Raw genomic sequence first — 23,263 nt, 5'->3', positions numbered from 1 at the left:
TTCAATGCGTTTCATGATGCTGATGATCCCGCTCGGCTATGAGAGCGCGCCGGCCGAGCTCGACCTCGACCCCGAGCGCGTCGCCGCGATGATGCGATACAATCAGGCGCTGAAGGACGCGGGCGTGCTGATCACGCTCGAAGGCCTGCATCCGCCGGCTGCCGGTGCGCGCGTCACGTTCGCGAGCGGCAAGCCCGTCGTCACCGACGGTCCGTTCGCCGAGTCCAAGGAAGTGCTCGGCGGCTTCTGGATGATCGAGGTCGCCTCGCGCGCCGAGGCGATCGAATGGGCCAAGCAATGCCCGGCCTCCGGCAACGAGATCATCGAGATCCGCCAGGTGCAGGAGATGGCGGATTTCTCCGAAGAGGTTCAGCAGGCCGCCGCCAGCTTCGAGCATCCGCAAGGAGGCTGGGGCAAGGCCCTGCGCTAATCCTTCAAACCATCGTCAACCCAAGACCGTCGTCAACCCACCAGCGCAACGGAGCAAGACATGAGCACCAACACGTTCCTCGCCGTCTATCTCGGCAGCAAGAATGGCGCGCGCATGGAGGCCTGGAACAAGATGCCGGAGGCCGAGCGGCGCGCCAAGGAGCAGCAGGGCATGGCCGCCTGGGGCGCCTGGGTCGAGAAGCATCACGACGTTATCGTCGAGATGGGCGGCCCGCTCGGCAAGACCAAGAAGGTCGATGCCAACGGAGGCGCCGACATCACCAACACGATGACCGGCTTTACCGTGGTGCGCGCCGCCTCGCACGAGGCCGCCGCAAAATTGTTCGAGAACCATCCGCATTTCGCGATCTTCCCCGGCGAGGCCGTCGAGATCATGCCAGTGCTGCCGATCCCGGGCCGCTAAGCCGCAGGCGGGAGGGGGAGAGGAGCTTCTCCTGTGACAGCCATCTGCGATGAACGGCAGCCCCGCGAGAGCGCCGTCCGTTAATCTTGATGACGGCCCGTTCCCCCGCTAGTGACCTTTCCGACCGGCTCATGTAAAAGTTATTCACATGAGCTGGACCAAGGACCAAGGCCGCAGCGAGCGCGGCTATCATCACGGCAATCTCAAAGAGGCGTTGCTGCAGGCCGCGCTCGACCTGATCTCGAAGAAGGGGCCGGCCGGCTTCACCTTCGCCGATGCCGCGCGTATGGCCGGTGTCAGCCCGGCCGCGCCGTACCGGCATTTCCGCGACCGTGACGAACTGATCGCCAGCATCGCGCAGCGCGGCTTCGAGCAGTTCGAGGCGCTGCTGACCGCGGCCTGGGACGATGGCCGGCCCGACACCGTCACCGCGTTCGAGCGCGTCGGCAAGGCCTATCTGGCGTTCGCCCGCAACGAGCCCGCGTTCTACTCGGCGATGTTCGAATCCGGGCTGCCTCCCGACGCCAATCCAACGCTCATGGCTGCGAGCGAGCGTGCGTTCGCGATCATCCGCGCTGCCGCCGAGCGGCTTGCGGCGCTGGCGCCGCCGGGCATGCCGCGTCCGCCGGCGATGATGATGGCGCTCCACATCTGGTCGATGTCGCATGGCGTCGCCTCGTTGTTCGGCCGCGGCGATGCCGCGCGGCGCAAGCTGCCGATGTCGCCGGAAGAGCTGCTTGAAGCCGAGGTGCTGATCTATCTGCGTGGCCTCGGCTTCCCCACCGAGCGCAGGGCCGAGGCCGCGGCGGCCGAGCAAAAAGCCGCCGGTCCCTGGGGCAAGGCGAAATAAAATTCCAAAAATAATTGCAGGGGTGCGTCAACCGCTCCGCTTGACTTTCCGAAGGGATGGGCTAGGTATGTAAATGTTATTTACATTCACAACGGCGTGATGCCGTGATGGAGCGTGAAATGGCCTACACCGCAGATGCTGATCGCTGGCGCGGTCCCGTCGAAGATCCGTACCGCCCGCACATGTACTGGGCGCCGTGGCATCCCCTGAAGATCGCCGGGATCATCCTCGGCTTCATGATCTGGTGGCCGATCGGTCTCGCCCTCCTCTTCTTCACACTCGGGAGCAGAAAAATGGCTTGCTGGAGTCACTACGACCAGGATCGTTGGGCGAACAAGATGGAGCGCATGCAGTACAAGATGGAGCGGATGAAGAACCGCATGGAGCGCCGCGGCTTCCCGTTCGGCGGCTTCGGTCCGCCCTCCAGCGGCAACCGCGCCTTCGACGAGTATCGCGCCGAGACGCTGCGCCGGCTCGAGGAAGAGCAGGTCGAGTTCAAGAACTTCCTCGAGCGTCTGCGTCACGCCAAGGACAAGCAGGAGTTCGACGCCTTCATGGCGCAGCACCGGACCCAGCCGACTCCGCCGAACGACCAGCCGTCCCAGCCGCCGCAGGGCTGATCTTTCGGAACGACTAAGCCTTCAGGCGATGTGCCCCCATAGCACCTGAATGGCCACGAGCCGCCCGTTTGCGAAAGCAGACGGGCGGTTTGCGTTTGGGGGGATAATGATGTGATGCGGTCAGTGCACGCGATGCACTTCAGGTGAGGTGAGCACGCAGCTCAGGCTCCCTCTCCCGCAAGCGGGAGAGGCGAAGGAGAGAGTCTCGCGACCACGCAGAGGGAGTAGAACTCCCCTACACATTCGATCCATGAATCGCGTCGATCACCGCATCCGTCACGTCCTTCGTGGTGGCCTTGCCGCCGACATCTGGCGTCAGCACACCCGCCGCGCACACTTTCTCCACTGCCGCCATCAACCGCACGGCGGCGTCCTTCTCGCCGAGATGCTCCAGCATCTGCGCCCCGGTCCAGAAGGTTGCCACCGGGTTGGCGATGCCCTTGCCGGTGATGTCGAAGGCTGAGCCGTGGATCGGCTCGAACATCGAGGGGAAGCGGCGCTGCGGATCGATGTTGCCGGTCGGCGCCACGCCGAGGCTGCCGGCCAGCGCGCCGGCGAGGTCGGACAGGATGTCGGCGTGCAGATTGGTCGCAACGATGGTGTCGAGGCTCTTTGGTTGCAGTGTCATGCGCACCGTCATGGCGTCGACCAGCATCTTGTCCCAGGTCACGTCGGGGAAATCCCTGGCCACCTCGGCTGCGATCTCGTCCCACATCACCATGCCGTGACGCTGCGCGTTCGACTTCGTCACCACTGTGAGCAGCTTGCGCGGCCGCGACTGCGCGAGCTGGAACGCATAGCGCATGATCCGCGTCACGCCGACGCGGGTGAACACAGCCACTTCGGTGCCGACCTCTTCCGGCAGGCCCCTGTGCGCGCGGCCGCCCATGCCGGCATACTCGCCCTCGGAGTTCTCGCGCACGATCACCCAGTCGAGATCGCCGACGCCGACATTGCGCAGCGGTGAGGCGACGCCGGGCAAGATCTTGGTCGGCCGCACATTGGCGTACTGGTCGAAACCCTGGCAGATCGGCAGCCGCAGGCCCCACAGCGTGATGTGATCGGGCACGTCGGGCGCGCCGACCGCGCCGAAATAGATCGCGTCGAACTTCTTCAGTTCGGCAAGGCCGTCGGCGGGCATCATCACGCCGTGCTTCTTGTAATAGTCGGAGCCCCAGTCGAACGTCTTGACGTTGAAGCTGATGTCGCCGGAGCGTTTTGCGAGTGCCTCGAGCACGCGGACGCCCGCGGAAATCACTTCGGGGCCGATGCCGTCGGCGGGAATGGCAGCGATGGAATGGGTGCGCATGAAAATCTCCTGAGTGCGAGTGAGGTCAGTGGGATCGGGCAGGGGTGGGTTGTGGTGCCGTCTCGGCCTTGGCGCCGTGCGTCCGCGACAGCAGCAGCGTGAGCACCGCCGAGAGCAACAGCAGTCCGGCGATGAAGTAGAGACCGCCGTCGAAGCTGCCGGTTCGTTCCTTGATCCAGCCGATCATCGCAGGCCCGAAGAAGCCGCCGAGATTGCCGATCGAGTTGATGGTGGCGATGCCGGCCGCGGCGGCCGAGCCGGACAGGAACATCGTCGGCATGCTCCACAGCGGCGGCTTCGACGATGAGATGCCGATATTGACCAAGGTCAGCGCGGCGATCACGGCAGCAAGGCCGGTCCACGATCCCGCCAGCGCCAGGCCGGCCGCGGCGATCAGGCAGGCGATCACGACGTGCCAGGTGCGCTCGCCGGTGCGGTCCGAATTCCGCGCCCACAGGATCATGGCGACCACGGCGATCGTCGCAGGTACCGCGTTGAGGAAGCCGACATGAAGCGACGACAGACCGAACTGCTTGATGATCTGCGGCGCCCAGACGCCGAGTGTGTAGAGCCCCGCCGAGGTTCCGAAATAGACTAGCGCCAGCGCAAGCACGCGCGGATCGGCGAGGCCGCGCCAGATGCTGTGGCTTGCGGTCGCGGCCTTTCCGTCGTCCTCCGCCTTCATGGTCCTGACCAGCCAGTCGCGCTCGTCGTCGGCGAGCCATTTGGCCTGCTCCGGCCGGTCGGTGAGAAAGCCCAGCACAACGAAGCCGAGGATGATGGCCGGCACGGCTTCGAGCTCGAACAGCCATTGCCAGCCCTTGAAGCCGAGCAGTCCGTCCATTTCGAGCAGAGCGCCCGAGACCGGCGAGCCCAACACGGTCGACAGCGGCGCCGCGGCCATGAACAGCGCGGTGACCGCCGCGCGCTGGCGCGCCGGAAACCAGTAGGACAGATAGAGGATGATGCCGGGGAAGAAGCCGGCTTCGGCGGCGCCGAGCAGGAAGCGCAGCACATAGAAGCTGGTCGCACCCTGTACCAGCGCCATCGCCGCCGAGACCAGGCCCCAGGTGAACATCACCCTCGCGATCCAGATCCGCGCGCCGACCTTGTGCAGGATGATGTTGGAGGGCACCTCGAACAGGAAGTAGCCCCAGAAGAAGATACCGGCGCCGAAGCCGTAGACGGTCGGGGACAGGCCGATATCCTTGTTCATGGTCAGCGACGCGAAGCCGATGTTGACGCGGTCGATGAAGGCCACGAAGTACAGCAGCATGATGAATGGGACGATGCGGAGCGTAATCTTGCGCAACACGCGCGTCTGAAGCTCGCCGGCCATGGGCCTCCCTCGGGTTGGTGTTCTTGTTGGGCAGCGCGCTTTCACTACGCCAACGGCAAGCCTAGAGGGCCGCAGCCTTTGCGTTCAACCCGCGCCGGTTTATACAAAAATATGATATAATCCCCAATCGTCATTGCGAGGAGCGGAGCGACGAAGCAATCCATCTTTCTATGTCGTGGCAATGGATTGCTTCGCGGAGCCTGTCATCGGGCGCGCGTTCGCGCGACCCGTTGGCTCGCAACGACGGCAGCCAGCACAGGAGTGAACACATCTTGGAACTGCATCAGCTCCGCTGCTTCGTGGCCGCCGCCGAGGAACTGCATTTCGGCCGTGCCGCGCAGCGCCTGCAGATGCTGCCCTCGGCGCTCGGCCGCCACATCAAGCTGCTGGAAGAGGACCTCGGCGCGCGGCTGTTCGCGCGGACCACGCGCGCGGTGTCGCTGACCGAGGACGGCTCGACGCTGCTGCGCGAGGGGCGCGCGCTGTTGAGCCGCGCCGAGGCGATCGAGGACGGCTTCCGCAATCGCCAGCGCAAGCCGTCGCCGCGGCGGTTCCGGATCGGCGCGATCGACAGCGCCGCGGCCGGCCTGCTGCCGGCCTTGCTGCGCGATATCGGCAACGCGCATCCGGACATCGCCGTGCAGCTTCTGGAGGAGAAGACCATCCGGCTATTGCCGAAGCTGCTCTCCGGCGCACTCGATCTAGCTTTTGTGCGCCCACCGGAACGCCCCGATGGGCGGATCGAGTTCGTGTCCCTGCTGCAGGAGACGGCTGTTGTCGCCGTGTCGCGGAAACACGCGCTGGCGCGGCGCGCGGTGATTTCGCTCGCCGATATCGCGGACCAGCCCTTGATCGTGCCGGCACGCCGCTCCCGGCCGCACAGCCATGATCTCACCGTCAAGCTGTTCGACGAGGCCGGGCTGATGCCGCGCATCCGCCAGATCGCGGATGAGAAGCAGACCATCGTCAACATGGTCGCGGCCCGGCTTGGCGTCGCCATCGTGCCGCGCTGGACCGCGCGGATGGCGATCCCCGGCGTTCGTTTCGTGCCGCTCAGGCTGAAGCGCGGCAGCAGCGCTGGTCGCCTGCCGCTCGCGGCCGCCTGGCTCCGCGGCTCGCGCGACCCGATCCGCGACCGCGTGCTCGCCGTGCTGGAGGCGCGGTTGAAGACTTATGCGCGGGAGGCGTGAGCGGAGGACGAACCACTTCCCGGTTCGATCGCACAAACGGACGTCCGTGCGCACACCGCTACAGACGTAAGGATCGAGGCTGTCATGGATCTCTGGACCAGATTCCTGCTTGGCGTGACCGCCGTCGCGGTCGTCGGCTATTTTGCCTTGATCTACGGCGGCTGCGCGCTCGATCGACGATGTCACCTGCGTTCCTGCTACTCGCACCGGACCTGCGGCGTCGTCTACGACAAGACCGATGACACGCTGGCGCATTGATGCGCCCTATGACGTTGTGGCGGCGGGACGCGACACCTGCGACATAGTAACCCGACGGGCAAAATTCCGCTTCGCGTTTGACCCAACTCAGCGGTCTAATGCGCCCGTCTCACCCGATTGAGGGGCGCGTCGCGATCGTCACGGGTGTTGCGGTGAGATGCGGTGGACGCGGATTGTGTGGTCGACGAACACGCATGAAGCGGACGGCGAAGTCGTGCAGGCCTGACGCCCTAGTGGCAGGTGTCTTTTCAGCGAGAGGCATGAACTCTTGCTGATGACGGTGACAAGCAAGCCCAGTCTCGCCGGGGAGAACACGTATAAGCCGTAAACCATCGCGCAGGGAAAGCCGGATTGCTCCGGTTACACCTGTGGTCCTACCCCCGAGCTTTCTACCATTGCTCGGGGCCCAGGGTGCGATCGGCACCCGGCTTTCCCTGCGCCCTCTGTTCTCAGAGCGGCGAAGATTGATGAAAACCTCGGACACATCGTGCCGCGAGAATGTGGATGTTTGACTCATCGGCTCTGCAACACACTCGCTGTCGTCCCTGCGAAAGCAGGGACCCACCACGAATTTCTATTGTTGCGCGATGCTGGAACGACGAGTCCCGTTCACAACATCCGCCGCGGGGTATGGGTCCCTGCTTTCGCAGGGACGACAACGTGGAGAGAGCCTGCGCCTCTCCTGCATCACGGGGAATGCACATACACCAGGCTATAGACATACGACTTCGGCCCCTTGCGGCTTACCCAGTCGCCCTCCGGGGGATGCTCGCGCTGATCGGCCGGCAGCATATTCCAGGGCCGCCCAGTGCACGATTGGCTCGCTCTATCCCAGGCCACCCAGCCCCAATCCTTCCGGCGCTCGATCCAAAAATCCTGGTCCTGCCGCTGGTAACCGACGGTTCCATCGGTGCTGGTCTGCCGCACGAAGGTGTAGACGAGGTCGTCGCTCTGTCGGCGGAGCTCGAATCTGTCCCGATTTTGCCTGCCAGCCATGATGGTTCCGCTTTGTGGACTCGCGTTATGTTATAATATAACACTATTCGCCATGACACACGCGCATCCCCACGATCACGCCCGTCACCACGGCCATGCCCACCCCCACGGGCACAGCCACGGTTCAACGTCGCCGCATCCGGCACAGATAACGCACTGGTCGATCCTGCGCATGACCGTGCCGGCCCGGCTCTCCGCGGCGCTGGCGGTCAGCGCCTGCCTGTGGGCCGTGGTCTGGCTGGCGATGAGGTGATCCGTGGTTGCGCTCGTTACATTCCGCGATGTCACGCTCGGCTATGACCGTCACCCGGCGGTGCATCACCTGAACGGCGAAGTCGCATCAGGTGCGTTGCTGGCGGTGATCGGCCCGAACGGAGCCGGCAAGTCGACGCTGTTGCGCGGCGTTGCCGGCGTGCTGAAGCCGCTCTCGGGCGTGATTGATCTCGACGGACTCGAGCACAGGGATATCGCCTATCTGCCGCAAAGCGCCGACATCGACCGCAGCTTCCCGATCTCGGTGTTCGACTTCGTCGGCACCGGGCTGTGGCGCACCACCGGCTTCTTCGGCGGAATGGGCAAGGCGGCTCGCGAGAAGATCCTGGCCGCGCTGGCCGCAGTCGGCCTCAATGGTTTCGAGAACCGTCCGATCGGCACGCTGTCGGGCGGGCAGATGCAGCGCATGCTGTTCGCGCGCGTGCTGTTGCAGGACGCGCGCCTGATCGTGCTCGATGAACCGTTCAACGCCATCGACGCCAAGACCACCGCCGACCTGCTGGCGCTGGTGAAGCGCTGGAATGCCGAGGGACGCACGGTGCTGGCGGCGCTGCACGACCTCGAGATGGTGCGCAACAACTTCCCGGAAACGCTGCTGCTGGCCCGCGGCCCGGTCGAATGGGGGCCGACCGCGGAAGCGCTGACACCTGATAATCTGACCGTCGCGATGCGGATGTGCGAGGCCTTCGACGACAGTGCCGCCGCCTGCGCGGCCGATCCGCGCTCGAGGGCTGCCTGACTGCCATGATCTACGATGCGCTGATCGGCCCGTTCACCGAATTCGAGTTCATGCGCCGCGCGCTCGCGGCCGTCATCGCACTGTCGCTCGGCGGCGCGCCGATCGGCGTGTTCCTGATGCTGCGGCGGATGAGCCTGGTCGGCGACGCCATGGCGCATGCGATCCTGCCTGGAGCCGCGATCGGCTTCCTGCTGTCGGGGCTCAATCTATTCGCGATGACGACTGGCGGCCTGATCGCGGGCTTTGCCGTGGCGCTGCTCGCGGGCCTCGTCGCCCGCAACACCGAACTGAAGGAAGACGCCTCGCTTGCGACCTTCTATCTGGTCTCGCTGGCGCTCGGCGTCACCATTGTCTCCATCAAGGGCACCAATATCGACCTGCTGCACGTGCTGTTCGGCAACATCCTGGCGATGGACGACCAGACGCTGCTGGTGATCGCCTTCAACGCCACCCTCACGCTGCTGGTGCTCGCCGTGATCTATCGCCCGCTGGTGATCGAATGCGTCGATCCCGTGTTCCTGCGCACCGTAAGCCGGGCCGGTGCGCCGGCGCATCTCGCCTTCCTCGCGCTGGTCGTCATCAACCTCGTCAACGGCTTCCACGCGCTCGGCACGCTGCTCGGCGTCGGGCTGATGATCCTGCCCGCAGGCATCGCGCGGTTCTGGTCGCGCGACATCACCACGATGATCTGCATCGCGGTTGCGAGCGCGATGCTCTCGGGCTATGCCGGGCTCGTGCTGTCCTATCAGACGCGGATCCCGTCCGGCCCCGGGATCATCCTGGTCGCGGCTGGGCTCTATGTCGCTTCGCTGCTGTTCGGCAATGTCAGCGGCCTGGTGCGGCAGCTGTTCCCTGGCCGGCATCTCGAGGCGTGACGCCGATGCGCAGGTTGTTGGGGTTGATCGGTCTGGCGCTGCTGCTGGCGAGCGGTGCAGCGCGCGCCGAGGGACGCGTCAACGTCGTTGCGAGCTTCTCGATCCTTGCCGATATGGTGCGGAACGTGGGCGGCGACCGCGTCGACGTGATTGCGCTGGTCGGGCCGGGCGGCGACCCGCATGTCTACGCCCCGACGCCTGCCGACGCGAAGAAGGTTGCCGCGGCAAAGCTTCTGGTCATCAACGGGCTCGGCTTCGAGGGCTGGCTGCCGCGCCTGTTGCAGGCCTCCGGCAGCAAGGCGCCGATCATGGTGGCGACCAAGGCCATCATGCCGCGGAAGATGGGCGGCCATGACGATCCGCATGCCTGGCAATCCGTGGCCAACGCGAAGATCTACGTTGCGAATATCCGCGACGGGCTGATCGCCGCGGACCCCGGCGATGCCTCCGTCTTCAAGGCCAATGCCGACGCCTACCTGGCCAAGCTGGAGGCGCTCGACCGCGAGGTGCGCGAGGCGGTGGCGAAGATACCGCAACAGCGGCGCAAGGTGATCTCCACCCACGACGCCTTCGGCTATTTCGCCGACACCTACGGGGTCACATTCTTCTCGCCGCTCAGCGTCTCCACGGATTCCGAGCCCAGCGCACGCGATATCGCCGCCATCATCGCCCAGATCAAGGATGCGAAAATTCCGGCAGTTTTTCTCGAAAATATCAGCGATCCGCGCCTGATCCGGCAGATCGCGGCCGAGACCGGCGCCAAGGTCGGCGGGACCCTTTACTCCGACAGTCTGACGGGCGAAAACGGTGATGCGCCCACTTACATTGACATGGTCAGGCACAATATAAAGGCCCTGACCAGCGCGCTCGCCGACTAGGGCAGGGGCCTCCCTGCCGGGGTTGAGCGCCTTTCAAGTTCCTCGGAGTTGCTATGGTTGAAGCTTCGCAAAAAATTCCTGTGACCGTGCTGACGGGCTATCTCGGCGCCGGCAAGACCACCCTCTTGAACCGCATCCTGTCGGAGAACCACGGCAAGAAATACGCCGTGATCGTCAATGAATTCGGCGAGATCGGCATCGACAACGACCTGATCATCGGCGCCGACGAAGAAGTGTTCGAGATGAACAATGGCTGCGTCTGCTGCACGGTGCGCGGCGACCTCGTCCGCATCATGGACGGCCTGATGAAGCGCAAGGGCAAGTTCGACGCCATCATCGTCGAGACCACGGGTCTCGCGGATCCGGCGCCGGTGGCGCAGACCTTCTTCGTCGACGAGGATGTGCAGAAGAATGCCCGGCTCGATGCCGTGGTGACGGTGGCCGACGCCAAGTGGCTGAGCGACCGCCTAAAGGATGCGCCCGAGGCCAAGAACCAGATCGCCTTCGCCGACGTCATCGTGCTGAACAAGACCGACCTGGTCTCCAAGCCCGAGCTTGCCGAGGTCGAGGCCCGCATCCGCGGCATCAACCCCTATGCCAAGCTGCATCGCACCGAGCGCTGCCAGGTGGGGCTGACCGACGTGCTGGAGCGCGGCGCGTTCGATCTCGACCGCATCCTCGAGATCGAGCCCGATTTCCTCGAAGCCGGCGACGATCATGACCACGATCATCACCATCACGACCATGATCATCATCACCACCATCATGATCATGACCACGGCCATGGCGGGCTGAAGCACTATCACGACGAGGACATGCAGTCGCTATCGCTGCGTTCGGACAAGCCGCTCGACCCGACCAAGTTCATGCCGTGGTTGCAGCAGCTCGTCGCCACCGAGGGCCAGAAGATCCTGCGCTCCAAGGGCATCCTCGCCTTCACCGGCGATGACGACCGCTACGTGTTCCAGGGCGTCCACATGATGCTCGAGGGCGATCACCAGCGGAAATGGAAGGACGGCGAGAAGCGCGAAAGCCGGGTCATCTTCATCGGTCGCGAATTGCCGGAACAGGCGATCCGCGACGGCTTCGAGAAGTGCATCACGACGTGACGAGCGAGTTCGACCCGGGCGAGAGCGCCTCCATCGTTTCGATCACCGATCGGGTCAAGCCGCTTGCCATTGGCGCGGCGGTCGGCTCGGTGCATTTCCTCGGCGAGCGCGCCTGCTTCGTCGGTGCGGAAGAGAGTGTCGCGCTGGCGACGATCGACGGCGAGATCAGCAAGGTGCCGACGCATTTCGGCGGCATCCTCTGCGCGGCCTCCGACGGCAAGCGTCTCGTCACCGGCGGCGATGACGGCAAGCTGATCGCGCTTGATGCAAAGGGCGGGACGACGACGCTTGCGACCGACGCCAAGCGGCGCTGGATCGACAATGTCGCGCTGCACGGCGACGGCACGGTGGCGTGGTCGGCCGGCAAGACCGCCTTCGTTCAGGGCGCCAAGGGCGAGGCCAAGACCTTCGACGTGCCGTCGACCGTCGGCGGGCTGGCCTTTGCGCCGAAGGGCGTGCGGCTCGCGATCGCGCATTACGGTGGCGTGACCTTGTGGTTTCCCAACATGGCGGCCAATCCGGAATTCCTGGAATGGGCCGGCTCGCATCTCGCCGTCATGTTCAGCCCGGACAACAAATTCCTTGTGACGGCGATGCACGAGCCGGCGATGCATGGCTGGCGGCTCGCCGACAACAGGCACATGCGGATGAGCGGTTATCCCGGCCGCGTGCGCTCGATGTCATGGAGCGCCGGCGGCAAGGGGCTCGCGACCTCGGGCGCCGATACCGTGATCGTCTGGCCGTTCGCCAGCAAGGACGGCCCGATGGGCAAGGAGCCGGCGATGCTGGCGCCGATGCCGACGCGGGTCGCGGTGGTGGCCTGCCATCCGAAGAATGACATCATGGCGGTCGGCTATGGCGACGGCACCGTGCTGATGGTCCGGCTCGAGGACGGCGCCGAAATACTGGTGCGGCGGAATGGCGGCGCGGCGGTCGCGGGGCTGGCGTGGAATGCCAAGGGCACGCTGCTTGCTTTTGCCGCGGAAGATGGTGACGCGGGCATTCTGGAAATGTAAGAGATCGCGGCATCCAGCCGGGTGACGCCATGCGATTCCTCACGACATTCCAAACCGCCGACTTCATCGATACGATCATAAGCTTGGCGTCGGCCTTCGTGCTCGGCACGCTGATCGGGGCGGAGCGGCAGTATCGGCAGCGCACCGCGGGCCTGCGCACCAATGTGCTGGTCGCGGTCGGCGCGGCGGCCTTCGTCGATCTGGCGATGCACCTCGCCGGCGCCGACGGTGCGGTGCGCGTGATCGCCTATGTCGTGTCGGGGATCGGCTTCCTCGGCGCCGGCGTCATCATGAAGCAGGGCATGGACGTGCGCGGCCTCAACACCGCGGCGACGCTGTGGTCCTCCGCCGCAGTCGGCTCCTGCGCCGGCGCCGATCTGGTGGCGCAGGCGGCGGTGCTGACCGTCTTCGTGATCGCCGGCAACACGCTGCTGCGTCCGTTGGTCAATGCCATCAACCGCATCCCGCTCAACGAGAAGGCTTCGGAGGCGACCTATTACGTCAAGGTCGCGGTGACCACCGAAGCCCTGCCGGCGATGCGCGATCGCCTGGTGGAGAAGCTCGAAGCCGCGAGCTACCCGGTCGCCGACGTCGCCGTGGTCGAGATCGGCGACGATATCCCGGAAATCGTGGCGACGCTGGTCTCGACCGCGATCGATCCGACCGAGCTGAATGCGGTCCTCGCCGACCTCGAACGCCAGCCCGGCGTGCGCCACGCGACCTGGGAAAGCAATACCGCGGACTGAGTTCCCGTGAGCTGACGCCCAGGAACGATGCCGGAGCCGGATCGTTGACGTCGCGAACAAGTCGCGAGTGGACGAGATGGCTGTGGACCCTGGCAAGCGAATGCCGCGCAAGAACATGCTGATCGCAGCAGGGCTGGTCGTGGCGGGCGTCGCGATCGCGGGCCTTGCGATACGCGAGATCAACGCGACCGATTCCGAGCAGATGGCGCAGGCGACGCAACCGCTGCAGCCATCGCCGGAGCCGCACAAGACGCCGCCGGCGGAGTCGAAGCCCGGCGGCGAACGTCCGACCACGCCGGCGCCGGAGCCGGCGCATCCGGACGCCAACGCGCAGAGGGAGGGAGCCAAGCCGGTCCTGCCGCCGGCGCCCGCAGAGAAGACCGCACCGCCGATCAAGCAGAAATAAGACCGTCGCGTGTCACGCATTGTGACGTGCATTTGACGAGCGGTGCCGATATTCCGGTCTCGCCTCGACCGCCCACCCGCCCCATAATCCGCGCTCACGCAACGCCAGATGGGGCCTTCCATGAAGATCGACGAGATCAGGCGCACCGCCTATTCGATGCCGCTCACCAACCCGTCATTTCCGCCGGGGCCCTATCGGTTCTTCGACCGCGAATATTTCATCATCACCTACAAGACCGATCCCGAGGCGCTCGCCGCTGTGGTGCCGGAGCCGCTCGAAGTCGCCGAGCCGGTGGTGAAGTACGAATTCATCCGCATGCCGGACTCGACCGGGTTCGGCGACTACACCGAAACCGGGCAGGTGATCCCGGTCCGCTTCAAGGGCGAACTGGGTGCCTACACCCACGCGATGTATCTGGACGACGAAGGTCCGATCGCCGGTGGCCGCGAGCTGTGGGGATTTCCGAAGAAGCTGGCGCGGCCGAAGATCAAGGTCGAGAGCGACGTGTTGGTCGGCTCGCTGCATTACGGCTCGGTGCTCTGCGCCTCCGCCACCATGGGCTACAAGCACCGCAAGATCGACCACGACACCTTGCTGGACGCGATGAAGGTGCCGAACTTCATCCTGAAGATCATCCCGCATGTCGACGGCGGCCCGCGGATCTGCGAGCTGGTGCGCTTTCACCTCGAGGACATCGTGCTGAAAGAAGCCTGGACCGGTCCCGCCGCGCTCGGCCTGTTTCCCCACGCGCTCTGCGACGTTGCCCGCCTGCCGGTGCGCGAAGTGGTCTCGGCGCTGCACTACCGGGCGGACCTGACGCTGGGGCTGGGCACCGTGGCGTTCGACTATCTCGCGAGATGACGAGGTGACCGGGGCGCGCCATGACGCGCCCCGGTTCGTCACTATTGCGCCTTGTCCTGTGGCAGCAACGCCGCAAAGGCCCGATCGAGCGCGGCATCGGCTTTCGCGAGCTTGTCGCGCTGCCCGGCGAGCCAGGCCTTGTCAGCATCGAGGCGCCGCTCGGCCTCCTTGAGCATGCGTCCGGTCTCGGCAGGCTGCGGTCCGCCCACCCCCTTGGTGTGGGTCACGATCCATTCAGGCGACATGACCTCCCTGAACTCAGCCTCGCTCATCGGGAAGGCCTGCGCAGGCATGTTGAACTTGGCGAGCGTCTTGGCGAACAGGTCCGTCACCGTGTTGAACGGAATGGTCTTCGGCGTGAGGTTCAGCGGCCGCGCATAGCTGACCATCTGCGACGCGAAGCCATGCCCGACGCGGAACGGAATCTGGTGCGTCTGCAACAGCAGTTCGGCGAGGTTCATGGTCGACGTCCAGTCGCTCTCCAACTCTTCCTTTGCGCGGGCCTTGTCGACCATGATCGCGTCGAACACCCGGTCGGCGGCGTTGACCATCTTGATGGCGCGCGGGAACAGGCCGAGATCCTCAAACTCGAACTTGTAGTCGACCATGCCCGACGTGACGTTGTGCGCGCGGATCGACACGGCGTCCGACAGGCCCACCACGTCGGACGCGGCGATCCGCGCCTGCATGATCAGGCCCGGATTGCGCTTCTGCGGCATCGCGCTGCTGGTGTAGGTCGAGCCCTCCTGCAGCAGCAGCCACGGTCGGACCTCGGCGTATTGCGTGTGCAAATCCTGCATCATGACGCCGACGCGGATGGCGGCCGAGTTGGCGATCGCCGTGGCCTCGAGCTGGTTGTCGAAGGGAATCACCTGGTTGGCGTCCATCGAATTTTCGACGATGCCGTCAAAGCCCAGCAGCTGCGCGAGCCGTGCGCGGTTCAGCGGCCAGATCGAGCCGGACATCACGCCGACGCCCATCGGGCTGAGGTTGAGCCGGCGCCAGGCGTCGCTGATGCGCTGCTGGTCGCGCTCAAGCGATTCCTCGTAGGCGAGGAGGTAATGACCGTAGGTGATCGGCACGGCCTGCACGCCGTTGGTGTAGCCGGGCATCAGCGTGTCGAGGTTGTCGGCCGCCTTGGCGAGCAGCCTGGCGCGCAAGCCCAGCAGCGCCTCGGCGAAATCCAGCGTCTGGTTGCGTAATTTGGCAGCACGATACGTCGCGTACATGTCCTGACGGCTGCGCCCGGCATGGATGACGGAGGCTTCCTCGCCGACTTTGTCGGTCATGATCTTCTCGATCTGGAGGACGTCGCTCGGGCGTTTGCCGTCGGGCTGCTTGGCCTGGCTGATCGTATACTCGACGCCCTTGGCGATTAGCTGGCCGACGTCCTTTGGAAAGATCCCTTCCTCCATCAGCATGACGGTGGAGGCCTTGTTGATCTTGTTGAGCCAGTAGAACTGATCTTCGGCGGCGTCGGACTTGCTGGTCGAGGGCAGCGTGCCGCTCGGGGCATTGGCGCCGACCTTCGCGGCGTTTTCGTTACACTCCTGCGTGGTCTTGCAGGGCAACTGCCCGGTGTCCGCCGCGAGAGCGGTAGACGCAATCAAAAGGCTGACGCCTCCCGCGATGCAGGCGAAATACTTCATGCGATCCTCCCAGATGCCTTGCAGCCGGCCGGCTGGTTAGCACCTGGGCCGGCCCAAGGCCATTGGCCGGAAGGCCATCGCGGGAGCGCGCGGGAGGCGAAGAGGTGCGCTTGTCAGCGCACCAGCACGTTCCGGAACTGCCAGGGATCGCTGGTGTCGATATCTTCCGGGAACAGTCCCGGACGATCCGTCAGCGGGGTCCAGTCGGTGTAGAAGCCCTTGACCGGCCCGAGATACGGCAGCTGGATTTCCAGCAGACGATCGAAGTCCATCTCGTCGGCTTCGACGATGCCTTGCTTCGGATTCTCCAGCGCCCACACCATGCCGCCGAGCACCGCGGAGGTCACCTGCAGGCCGGTGGCGTTCTGATAGGGCGCGAGTTTGCGGGTCTCCTCGATGGAGAGCTGCGAGCCGTACCAGTAGGCGTTGTTGTCGTGGCCGAACAGCAGCACGCCGAGTTCGTCGATGCCGTCGACGATTTCGTTCTCATCGAGGATGTGATGCTTTTCCTGCATCTTCGCGGCGCGGCCGAACATTTCATGCAGCGACAGCACGGCATCGTCAGCCGGATGATAGGCATAGTGGCAGGTCGGCCGATAGATCGCCGTGCCCGATGCGTCACGCACAGTGAAGTAATCGGAGATCGAGATCGACTCGTTGTGGGTGACGAGGAAGCCATATTGCGCACCGCGGGTCGGACACCAGGTGCGCACGCGCGTGTTGGCGCCGGGCTGCATCAGATAGATGGCGGCGCCGCAGCCGGCTTCGTGGGTACGCGCATTCTCGGGCATCCATTTTTCATGGGTGCCCCAACCGAGTTCGGACGGCTGCACGCCTTCCGACAGGAAACCTTCCACCGACCAGGTGTTGACGAAGACATCAGGCTCCTTCGGCGACTTGGAGCGCTGCGTGTCGCGTTCGGCGATGTGGATGCCCTTGACGCCAGCCTGCCGCATCAAGTCCGCCCATTCCGCCTTGGTCTTCGGCCTGGGGGCATTGAGCTTCAGATCAGCGGCGACATTGAGCAGCGCCTGCTTGACGAAAAAGGAGACCATGCCGGGATTGGCGCCACAGCAGGAGACGGCCGTGGTCGAGCCCGCGGGGCGCGCCTTCTTGGCGGCCAGCGTCACTTCGCGAAGGGCATAGTTGGAGCGCGCTTCCGGGCCTTTCGAAGAATCGAAATAGAAGCCGAGCCAGGGCTCGTTGACGGTGTCGATATAGAGTGCACCAAGCTCGTTGCAGAGCTCCATGATGTCGGTAGAGCCGGTATCGACCGAGAGATTGACGCAAAAGCCTTGGCCGCCGCCTTCCGTGAGCAGCGGCGTCAGCAAGTCGCGATAGTTCTCCTTGGTCACGGCCTGCTGGATGAACCTGACATTGTGCTTCTCGCAATGTGCCTTGCGGCCCTCGTCCTTGGGATCGATCACGGTGATGCGTGACTTGTCGTAATCGAGATGCCGCTCGATCATCGGCAACGTGCCTTTGCCGATGGAGCCGAAGCCGACCATGACGATCGGGCCGGTGATCTTCGCGTAGATCTGCGAGGAGGGGTTCATCATTTTCTCCAGGAGAGTGCCTAGCGGCGGGTAGAGTGGATCAGGGAGTGCGTCGCTTTGCGGTAACTTCGATCTCGACTTTCATCTCGGGCTTGTAGAGCCCCGCGACGATCAGCATCGTTGCGGCCGGGCGGATGTCGCCGAGAACCTCGCCGCAGACCGCGAAATGGGCGTCCACGTCACGGGGGTCGGTGAGGTAGTAGGTCGCGCGGACGATGTCGGCCATCGCAAAGCCGCCCTCCTTGAGGGCAGCCTCGATGGTCTTGAAGCAGTTCCGTGACTGGCTCGTGATATCATCGGGCATCGTCATCGTGGCGTAGTCGTAGCCGGTGGTTCCCGCGACGAAGGCGAAGTCGCCGTCGATCACGGCGCGGCTGTAGCCGGCGGATTTCTCAAAGGGCGAGCCGGTGGAAATCAGGCGACGGGACATGTTTGGACCTCGACTGAAAAAGGGCGTTGCGCGGGGTTTACGGGCATTTCGAGCGCCCGTGCAACCCCCACGGATGACGTCAGCGGGACTGCTGGGTGGTGTCGGGCGACGACGGCGGCGCAGCCGTCCAGCGCCGGATCAGGATGTCCCTGACGATCATGACAGATATCAGGAGCAGCATGACCGTGGTGACGAGGCTGCGCAAACGCGGGCGCGCGACATCGGCTGGGCGAAGGTTCTCGGACATGGCGGCCGCCCTTACGCCGCGTGCGGCACGGGGAGCGGTGCCTTGCGGTTACGGCTACGGGATGCTGTCCGAGGTGCCTTGGCCTTGGACAGGGATGCGCCGGTCGGCACAATCATGCCCCAGGCGCCGTCGAGGGCACCTTCGACAAGCTCCAGGCCGAGCAGCCGCTCGCGCTCGAACGTGCCGGGCAGGGAGAGTTCGCCGGTCTTGGCGGCGGAGAAACCGAAGCGGGCGTAATAGGGCGCGTCGCCGAGCAGGATCACTGCGACGTGGCCGCGCGTCTTCGCGGTGGCCAGCGCACGCTGCATGAGCGCGGCGCCGACGCCGAGGCCGCGGCGGTCGTCATCGACTGCCAGCGGCCCCAGCATCAGCGCGCTGCGGCCCCCCGCGCTGACGTGCCACAGCCGCACGGTTCCAACCAGCCGGCCGTCCTGGCGCACGGCCGCCAGGCTCAGGCCTGCGGCGGGCGCGCGTCCGTCGCGCAGGCGCTGGCAGGCGCGTGCATGGCGGTTCTCGCCAAAGCAGGCATCCAGCAGCGCTTCGCGCGCGACGACGTCCGATGCTCGTTCCGCACGGATCGCGAACGGAGCGGCATTCCGGATGAGGGCAACGGGGGTGTTCCGCTTTGCAGTCATGGCACGTCAGTCCTCGCTTGCAACGGCATTGCGTACGCCGCGGCAAGCGTCGTTCAGAGAATCGAAAATGGTCAGGGAAGAAGCCGGCTCGCCGGCTCCCGGTTCGTCAGGCCTCGAAACGGAGGCGGGTCAGATGTGGTAGGTCTTCAGCGGCGGAATGCCGTTGAACGCCACCGACGAGTAGGTCGACGTATAGGCGCCGGTGCCTTCGATCAGCAGTTTGTCGCCGATCTCGAGCGTTACCGGGAGCGGATACGGCAGCTTCTCGTAGAGCACGTCGGCAGAGTCGCAGGTCGGGCCCGCGAGCACGCACGGCGTCATGTCCGCCCCGTCATGCGGAGTGCGGATGGCGTAGCGGATCGACTCGTCCATGGTCTCGGCGAGACCGCCGAACTTGCCGATGTCGAGATAAACCCAGCGCACCTCGTCCTCGTCGCTCTTGCGCGAAATCAACACGACCTCGGTCTCGATGACGCCAGCATTGCCGACCATGCCGCGACCCGGCTCGATGATCGTCTCCGGGATCTGGTTGCCGAAATGCTTGCGCAGCGCGCGGAAGATCGACCGGCCGTACTGCACGACCGGCGGCACGTCCTTGAGGTACTTGGTCGGGAAGCCACCGCCCATGTTGACCATGGTCAGGTTGATGCCGCGCTCGGCGCAGTCACGGAACACCGTCGACGCCATTGCGAGCGCGCGGTCCCACGCCTTCACCTTGCGCTGCTGCGAGCCGACATGGAACGAGATGCCGCACGGCTCGAGCCCGAGGCGCTTGGCGAGGTCGAGCACCTCGACCGCCATCTCTGGGTCGCAGCCGAACTTGCGCGACAGCGGCCACTCGGCGCCGGCGCAGTCATAGAGGATGCGGCAGAACACCTTGGCGCCGGGAGCGGCACGGGCGACCTTCTCGACCTCGGCGGCGCAGTCGACCGCGAACAGGCGAATGCCGAGCCCGAAGGCGCGCGCGATGTCGCGCTCCTTCTTGATCGTGTTGCCGAAGGAGATGCGGTCCGGCGTCGCACCAGCGGCCAGCGCCATCTCGATCTCCGCGACGGTCGCGGTGTCGAAGCAGGAGCCGAGCGAAGCCAGCAGCGACAGCACTTCGGGCGCCGGGTTGGCCTTCACCGCGTAGAACACGCGGCTGTCCGGCAGCGCCTTCGCGAAGGTCTGGTAGTTGTCGCGCACGACCTCGAGGTCGACGACGAGGCACGGCTCGGTGTCGAGGCCCTCGCTGCGGCGGTGACGCAGGAATTCCTGGATGCGTTCGGTCATGGCACTCTCCAACGGCCCCAGCGACGGGATCCGCTCAACGTGACGTCGGATAAGAGCGCTCTGGCCACATCGCGCGATGGAGGCGCGCTGAGACCAAAAAACTCAAACCAGACTGTGCTGCCGTGGATTGGTTGGGAGAGTCTCCCGCCCGCTCACCTGGCAATGAAGGACAAGCCTTTTCAGTAGCCCGCGCCGGCGTTGGAATGCCGGTAGAGACCAAAAAAGCCCGCTCCGTCGTTGCTTTAAGTCGCGTCCCCCGTTGAGAGCGGGGTGCGCCGGTTCGCCTCCGGCTGCCAGTCACGGTTGCAAGCAGCGGTGAGACCTTCAACGGCATCCCTGGAGAGAGATGCTGGCCGCCTGATCCATCCTGACGGACGGGAGCGACCCTCGGTTCTTCCACCCCTTGGCGGCTGTCCGGCCTCTTGTCCGGATACCTACCGACTGACACACGACCACAGGCACGTGCGAAATTGGGCAAGTGAGGAAATAAGTCTTTTGATTTCGCTGCGCAAGAATTTTTTTGCGATAGCGACAAATTTCCCTAACGCGTGCTTGCGATCTCGTGCACGGCGCGCGCGTCAGCGTGTTGAAGATGAACGGCTGTTAAGAATGACTAACGAAGCGTGTGCGTTTTAGCCCTGTGCCGCAGCGCTTTCTTGAATCGCTGATGTTACGCGCGACGCGTGAACGGCTCGACGCGCTGAGCGGCGCGGATGAAGGCGATCATGATCAGCACGCCGATGCCGAACAGCACCGCCTGCAGGATGTGCGCGCCCATGGTGTCGAGCCCGAACAGGATCGCGAGCGCCCAGCCGCCGGCGAACGCCGCGCCGAACACTTCCGCGCCGATCAGGATCGCCGCCGAGATGACGGTGATGACGCTCGGCCAGACGATGGTGCGGTTGCCTGAGGTGGTGGGCTGCATGCTCATGAAATAGGTCCTGTTCAGGGAGCGCAATCTCTCCGAAAAGTGCCCATCTATCAAGCGCAAAAGGCCCAAAAATGCCGTATCGCGTGATATAGACTGGCCGCAATTTCAAGGCGAAAAACGGGACTTTAGATGTCAGAAATCAGCGCAGAGGCCAACGCTCAGAATCTTGCCAATCCCCTCCTGAAGGCATGGCAGACGCCGTTCGAGACGCCGCCCTTCGCCGAGATCGCGCCGGAGCATTTCCTCCCCGCCTTCGAGCAGGCCTTCGCCGACCATTCGGCTGAAATCGCCGCGATCACGCACGATCCGGCGCTGCCCGACTTCGACAACACCGTCACCGCGCTGGAGCGCTCCGGCAAGCTGCTGTCGAAGGTTTCGGCCGTGTTCTACGACCTGGTCTCGGCCCACTCCAACCCGGCGATTCTGGAGATCGACAAGGAGGTGTCGCTCCGGATGGCGCGGCACTGGAATCCGATCATGATGAACGCTGTGCTGTTTGGCCGCATCGCCATGCTGCACGAGAAGCGCGCCAGCCTCGGCCTATCAGGCGAGCAGCTGCGGCTGCTGGAGCGGACTTATACCCGCTTCCACCGCGCCGGCGCCGGCCTCGACGACGCCGCCAAGGTGCGGATGGCCGAGATCAACGAGCGCCTCGCCCATCTCGGCACCTCCTTCAGCCATCATCTGCTCGGCGATGAGCAGGAGTGGTCGATGGAGCTCGGCGAGGGCGACCTCGGCGGCCTCTCCGACACATTTGTGGCAGCCGCCAAGGCTGCGGCGGAAGAGCGCGGCAAGCCCGGCAAGGCGATCGTGACGTTGTCGCGCTCTTCGGTCGAGCCGTTCCTGCAGAGCTCGACCCACCGCGACCTGCGCGAGAAGGTCTACAAGGCTTTCACCGCCCGTGGCGACAATGGCAACGCCAACGACAACAACGAGACCATTGTGGAAATCCTCAAGCTCCGCGAGGAGAGCGCCGGCATCCTGGGTTATCCGACCTACGCCGCCTATCGCCTCGAGGATTCCATGGCCAAGACGCCGGAGGCGGTCCGCGGGCTGCTGGAGCGGGTCTGGAAGCCGGCACGCGAGCGGGCGCTCGCCGACCGCGACGCGCTGCAGGCGCTGATCGCCGAGGAGGGGAACAACTTCGCCCTGGCGCCCTGGGACTGGCGCTACTACGCCGAGAAGCTCCGGCAGCGCCGCGCCAATTTCGACGATACCGCGATCAAGCCCTATCTGGTGCTCGACCACATGATCGAGGCCGCTTTCGACTGCGCCACCCGCCTGTTCGGCGTCACCTTCGAGGAACGCAAGGACGTTCCGGTCTGGCACCCGGACGTGCGGGTCTGGGAGGTCAAGGACCGCAACGGCGAGCACAAGGCGCTGTTCTACGGCGACTACTTCGCTCGGTCTTCGAAGCGCTCCGGCGCCTGGATGACCTCGCTCCGCGACCAGCAGAAGCTCGACGGCGACACCGCGCCGCTGGTCATCAATGTCTGCAACTTCGCCAAGGGCGCCGACGGCGCGCCGTCGCTGCTGTCACCGGACGACGCGCGGACCTTGTTCCACGAATTCGGCCACGGCCTGCACGGCATGCTCTCGAACGTGACCTATCCCTCGCTGTCGGGGACCTCCGTCTTCACCGACTTCGTCGAGCTGCCCTCGCAGCTCTACGAGCATTGGCAGGAGCGGCCCGAGGTGCTGCAGCGCTTCGCCCGGCACTACCGGACCGGCGAGCCGCTGCCGGATGACCTGCTCAAGCGCTTCCTGGCCGCGCGCAGGTTCAACCAGGGCTTTGCCACCGTGGAGTTCGTCTCCTCGGCGCTGGTCGACCTCGAATTCCACACCCAGCCGGCCGCGGCCAGCCGGGACGTCCGGGCTTTCGAGAAGCAGGAGCTGGAGAAGATCGGCATGCCCGCCGAGATCTCGCTGCGGCACCGGCCGACCCAGTTCGGCCACATCTTCTCCGGCGATCACTATGCCTCGGGCTATTACAGCTACATGTGGTCGGAGGTGATGGACGCCGACGCCTTCGGCGCCTTCGAGGAGGCCGGCGACATCTTCGATCCCGCGACCGCCAAGCGGCTGCATGACGACATCTACTCGTCGGGCGGCTCACGTGACCCGGAGGAGGCCTATGTCGCCTTCCGCGGCCGCGAGCCCGAGCCGGACGCGCTGCTGCGCCGTCGCGGCCTGCTCGAGACGCCAGAGGCGGCCTGACGTGGGGC

At 65.1% G+C, this 23,263-nt stretch carries 25 protein-coding genes; 15 read left to right on the top strand and 10 right to left on the bottom strand.

Features of this window, described 5'->3' with window-relative positions:
* Positions 1–4: 4 nt before the first annotated feature.
* The 4 genes from AS156_RS21545 to AS156_RS21530 all read left to right on the top strand — a co-directional run bounded on the left by AS156_RS21545 (position 5) and on the right by AS156_RS21530 (position 2,323).
* Entirely contained in the window at positions 5–430 is a 426-nt protein-coding gene (locus AS156_RS21545; protein ID WP_066508449.1) for a YciI family protein, read from the top strand.
* A 60-nt stretch (positions 431–490) separates the two neighbouring features.
* Complete coding sequence (locus tag AS156_RS21540) at positions 491–853, top strand: YciI family protein (RefSeq protein ID WP_066508447.1); 363 nt, start codon at positions 491–493, stop codon at positions 851–853.
* A 148-nt stretch (positions 854–1,001) separates the two neighbouring features.
* Complete coding sequence (locus AS156_RS21535) at positions 1,002–1,703, top strand: TetR/AcrR family transcriptional regulator (RefSeq protein WP_066508445.1); 702 nt, start codon at positions 1,002–1,004, stop codon at positions 1,701–1,703.
* Between the two features lie 119 nt (positions 1,704–1,822).
* Positions 1,823–2,323: a DUF2852 domain-containing protein gene (locus AS156_RS21530; protein WP_066508443.1), complete on the top strand. Its 501-nt coding sequence runs from the start codon at positions 1,823–1,825 to the stop codon at positions 2,321–2,323.
* Positions 2,324–2,558: 235 nt separating this feature from the next.
* Here AS156_RS21530 and AS156_RS21525 read toward each other — a convergent pair whose 3' ends face one another.
* Together AS156_RS21525 and AS156_RS21520 are read right to left on the bottom strand one after the other, a co-directional pair.
* Positions 2,559–3,632 (bottom strand): tartrate dehydrogenase, encoded by a 1,074-nt coding sequence (locus AS156_RS21525; RefSeq protein WP_066508442.1) that lies wholly within the window; start codon positions 3,630–3,632, stop codon positions 2,559–2,561.
* A 25-nt stretch (positions 3,633–3,657) separates the two neighbouring features.
* Complete coding sequence (locus tag AS156_RS21520; RefSeq protein ID WP_066508440.1) at positions 3,658–4,971, bottom strand: MFS transporter; 1,314 nt, start codon at positions 4,969–4,971, stop codon at positions 3,658–3,660.
* A gap of 272 nt (positions 4,972–5,243) precedes the next feature.
* On the opposite strand from AS156_RS21520, the gene AS156_RS21515 reads away from it, so the two are divergent.
* Positions 5,244–6,161 carry a LysR family transcriptional regulator gene (locus AS156_RS21515; protein ID WP_066508607.1) on the top strand — a complete coding sequence of 306 codons (918 nt, stop codon included), beginning with the start codon at positions 5,244–5,246 and terminating at the stop codon, positions 6,159–6,161.
* Positions 6,162–6,245: 84 nt separating this feature from the next.
* Positions 6,246–6,419: a hypothetical protein gene (locus AS156_RS43435; protein WP_201456087.1), complete on the top strand. Its 174-nt coding sequence runs from the start codon at positions 6,246–6,248 to the stop codon at positions 6,417–6,419.
* Positions 6,420–7,106: 687 nt separating this feature from the next.
* Here AS156_RS43435 and AS156_RS21510 read toward each other — a convergent pair.
* Positions 7,107–7,415, bottom strand: a complete 309-nt coding sequence (locus AS156_RS21510; RefSeq protein ID WP_066508438.1) for a hypothetical protein — start codon at positions 7,413–7,415, stop codon at positions 7,107–7,109.
* Between the two features lie 256 nt (positions 7,416–7,671).
* Between AS156_RS21510 and AS156_RS21500 the strand changes: the two genes are divergently transcribed.
* The 8 genes from AS156_RS21500 to AS156_RS21465 all read left to right on the top strand — a co-directional run bounded on the left by AS156_RS21500 (position 7,672) and on the right by AS156_RS21465 (position 14,318).
* Complete coding sequence (locus AS156_RS21500; protein WP_066508433.1) at positions 7,672–8,427, top strand: metal ABC transporter ATP-binding protein; 756 nt, start codon at positions 7,672–7,674, stop codon at positions 8,425–8,427.
* 5 nt (positions 8,428–8,432) lie between these two features.
* On the top strand, positions 8,433–9,302 hold the full coding sequence (locus tag AS156_RS21495) for a metal ABC transporter permease (RefSeq protein WP_066508431.1): 870 nt from the start codon (positions 8,433–8,435) through the stop codon (positions 9,300–9,302).
* A 5-nt stretch (positions 9,303–9,307) separates the two neighbouring features.
* Positions 9,308–10,180, top strand: coding sequence for a metal ABC transporter substrate-binding protein (locus AS156_RS21490; RefSeq protein ID WP_066508602.1), 873 nt, complete (start codon positions 9,308–9,310; stop codon positions 10,178–10,180).
* A 53-nt stretch (positions 10,181–10,233) separates the two neighbouring features.
* Positions 10,234–11,289 carry a CobW family GTP-binding protein gene (locus tag AS156_RS21485; RefSeq protein WP_066508429.1) on the top strand — a complete coding sequence of 352 codons (1,056 nt, stop codon included), beginning with the start codon at positions 10,234–10,236 and terminating at the stop codon, positions 11,287–11,289.
* Entirely contained in the window at positions 11,286–12,305 is a 1,020-nt protein-coding gene (locus tag AS156_RS21480; protein ID WP_066508600.1) for a WD40 repeat domain-containing protein, read from the top strand. Before AS156_RS21485 ends, AS156_RS21480 begins: the two co-directional genes overlap by 4 nt.
* A 29-nt stretch (positions 12,306–12,334) precedes the next feature.
* Positions 12,335–13,051 carry an MgtC/SapB family protein gene (locus AS156_RS21475; protein WP_066508427.1) on the top strand — a complete coding sequence of 239 codons (717 nt, stop codon included), beginning with the start codon at positions 12,335–12,337 and terminating at the stop codon, positions 13,049–13,051.
* Positions 13,052–13,127: 76 nt separating this feature from the next.
* On the top strand, positions 13,128–13,457 hold the full coding sequence (locus AS156_RS21470) for a hypothetical protein (RefSeq protein ID WP_066508425.1): 330 nt from the start codon (positions 13,128–13,130) through the stop codon (positions 13,455–13,457).
* A gap of 120 nt (positions 13,458–13,577) precedes the next feature.
* Positions 13,578–14,318, top strand: a complete 741-nt coding sequence (locus tag AS156_RS21465; protein WP_066508424.1) for an acetoacetate decarboxylase — start codon at positions 13,578–13,580, stop codon at positions 14,316–14,318.
* Between the two features lie 41 nt (positions 14,319–14,359).
* On the opposite strand, the gene AS156_RS21460 is transcribed toward AS156_RS21465, so the two are convergent.
* The 7 genes from AS156_RS21460 to AS156_RS21435 form a co-directional block, all read right to left on the bottom strand.
* Complete coding sequence (locus AS156_RS21460; protein ID WP_066508423.1) at positions 14,360–15,967, bottom strand: lyase family protein; 1,608 nt, start codon at positions 15,965–15,967, stop codon at positions 14,360–14,362.
* A gap of 113 nt (positions 15,968–16,080) precedes the next feature.
* Positions 16,081–17,523, bottom strand: coding sequence for a homospermidine synthase (locus tag AS156_RS21455; protein WP_136626361.1), 1,443 nt, complete (start codon positions 17,521–17,523; stop codon positions 16,081–16,083).
* Positions 17,524–17,563: 40 nt separating this feature from the next.
* Positions 17,564–17,953 carry a RidA family protein gene (locus AS156_RS21450; RefSeq protein ID WP_066508419.1) on the bottom strand — a complete coding sequence of 130 codons (390 nt, stop codon included), beginning with the start codon at positions 17,951–17,953 and terminating at the stop codon, positions 17,564–17,566.
* Positions 17,954–18,032: 79 nt separating this feature from the next.
* Positions 18,033–18,200: a hypothetical protein gene (locus AS156_RS43430; RefSeq protein WP_201456086.1), complete on the bottom strand. Its 168-nt coding sequence runs from the start codon at positions 18,198–18,200 to the stop codon at positions 18,033–18,035.
* Between the two features lie 11 nt (positions 18,201–18,211).
* The gene (locus AS156_RS21445; protein WP_066508418.1) at positions 18,212–18,835 is read right to left on the bottom strand and encodes a GNAT family N-acetyltransferase; all 624 of its coding nucleotides are present in this window, start codon (positions 18,833–18,835) and stop codon (positions 18,212–18,214) included.
* A gap of 129 nt (positions 18,836–18,964) precedes the next feature.
* The gene (locus AS156_RS21440) at positions 18,965–20,107 is read right to left on the bottom strand and encodes a type III PLP-dependent enzyme (protein ID WP_066508417.1); all 1,143 of its coding nucleotides are present in this window, start codon (positions 20,105–20,107) and stop codon (positions 18,965–18,967) included.
* Between the two features lie 670 nt (positions 20,108–20,777).
* Complete coding sequence (locus tag AS156_RS21435) at positions 20,778–21,038, bottom strand: hypothetical protein (RefSeq protein ID WP_066508414.1); 261 nt, start codon at positions 21,036–21,038, stop codon at positions 20,778–20,780.
* Positions 21,039–21,167: 129 nt separating this feature from the next.
* Between AS156_RS21435 and AS156_RS21430 the strand changes: the two genes are divergently transcribed.
* The gene (locus AS156_RS21430) at positions 21,168–23,255 is read left to right on the top strand and encodes a M3 family metallopeptidase (RefSeq protein ID WP_066508409.1); all 2,088 of its coding nucleotides are present in this window, start codon (positions 21,168–21,170) and stop codon (positions 23,253–23,255) included.
* The last annotated feature ends 8 nt before the right edge of the window (positions 23,256–23,263 follow it).

Source organism: Bradyrhizobium macuxiense, assembly GCF_001542415.1.
In the GTDB taxonomy this organism is placed as follows: Bacteria; Pseudomonadota; Alphaproteobacteria; order Rhizobiales; family Xanthobacteraceae; genus Bradyrhizobium; species Bradyrhizobium macuxiense.
The sequence above is the reverse complement of the archived record's forward strand: the minus strand, read 5'-3'. Positions and strand labels throughout refer to the sequence as shown.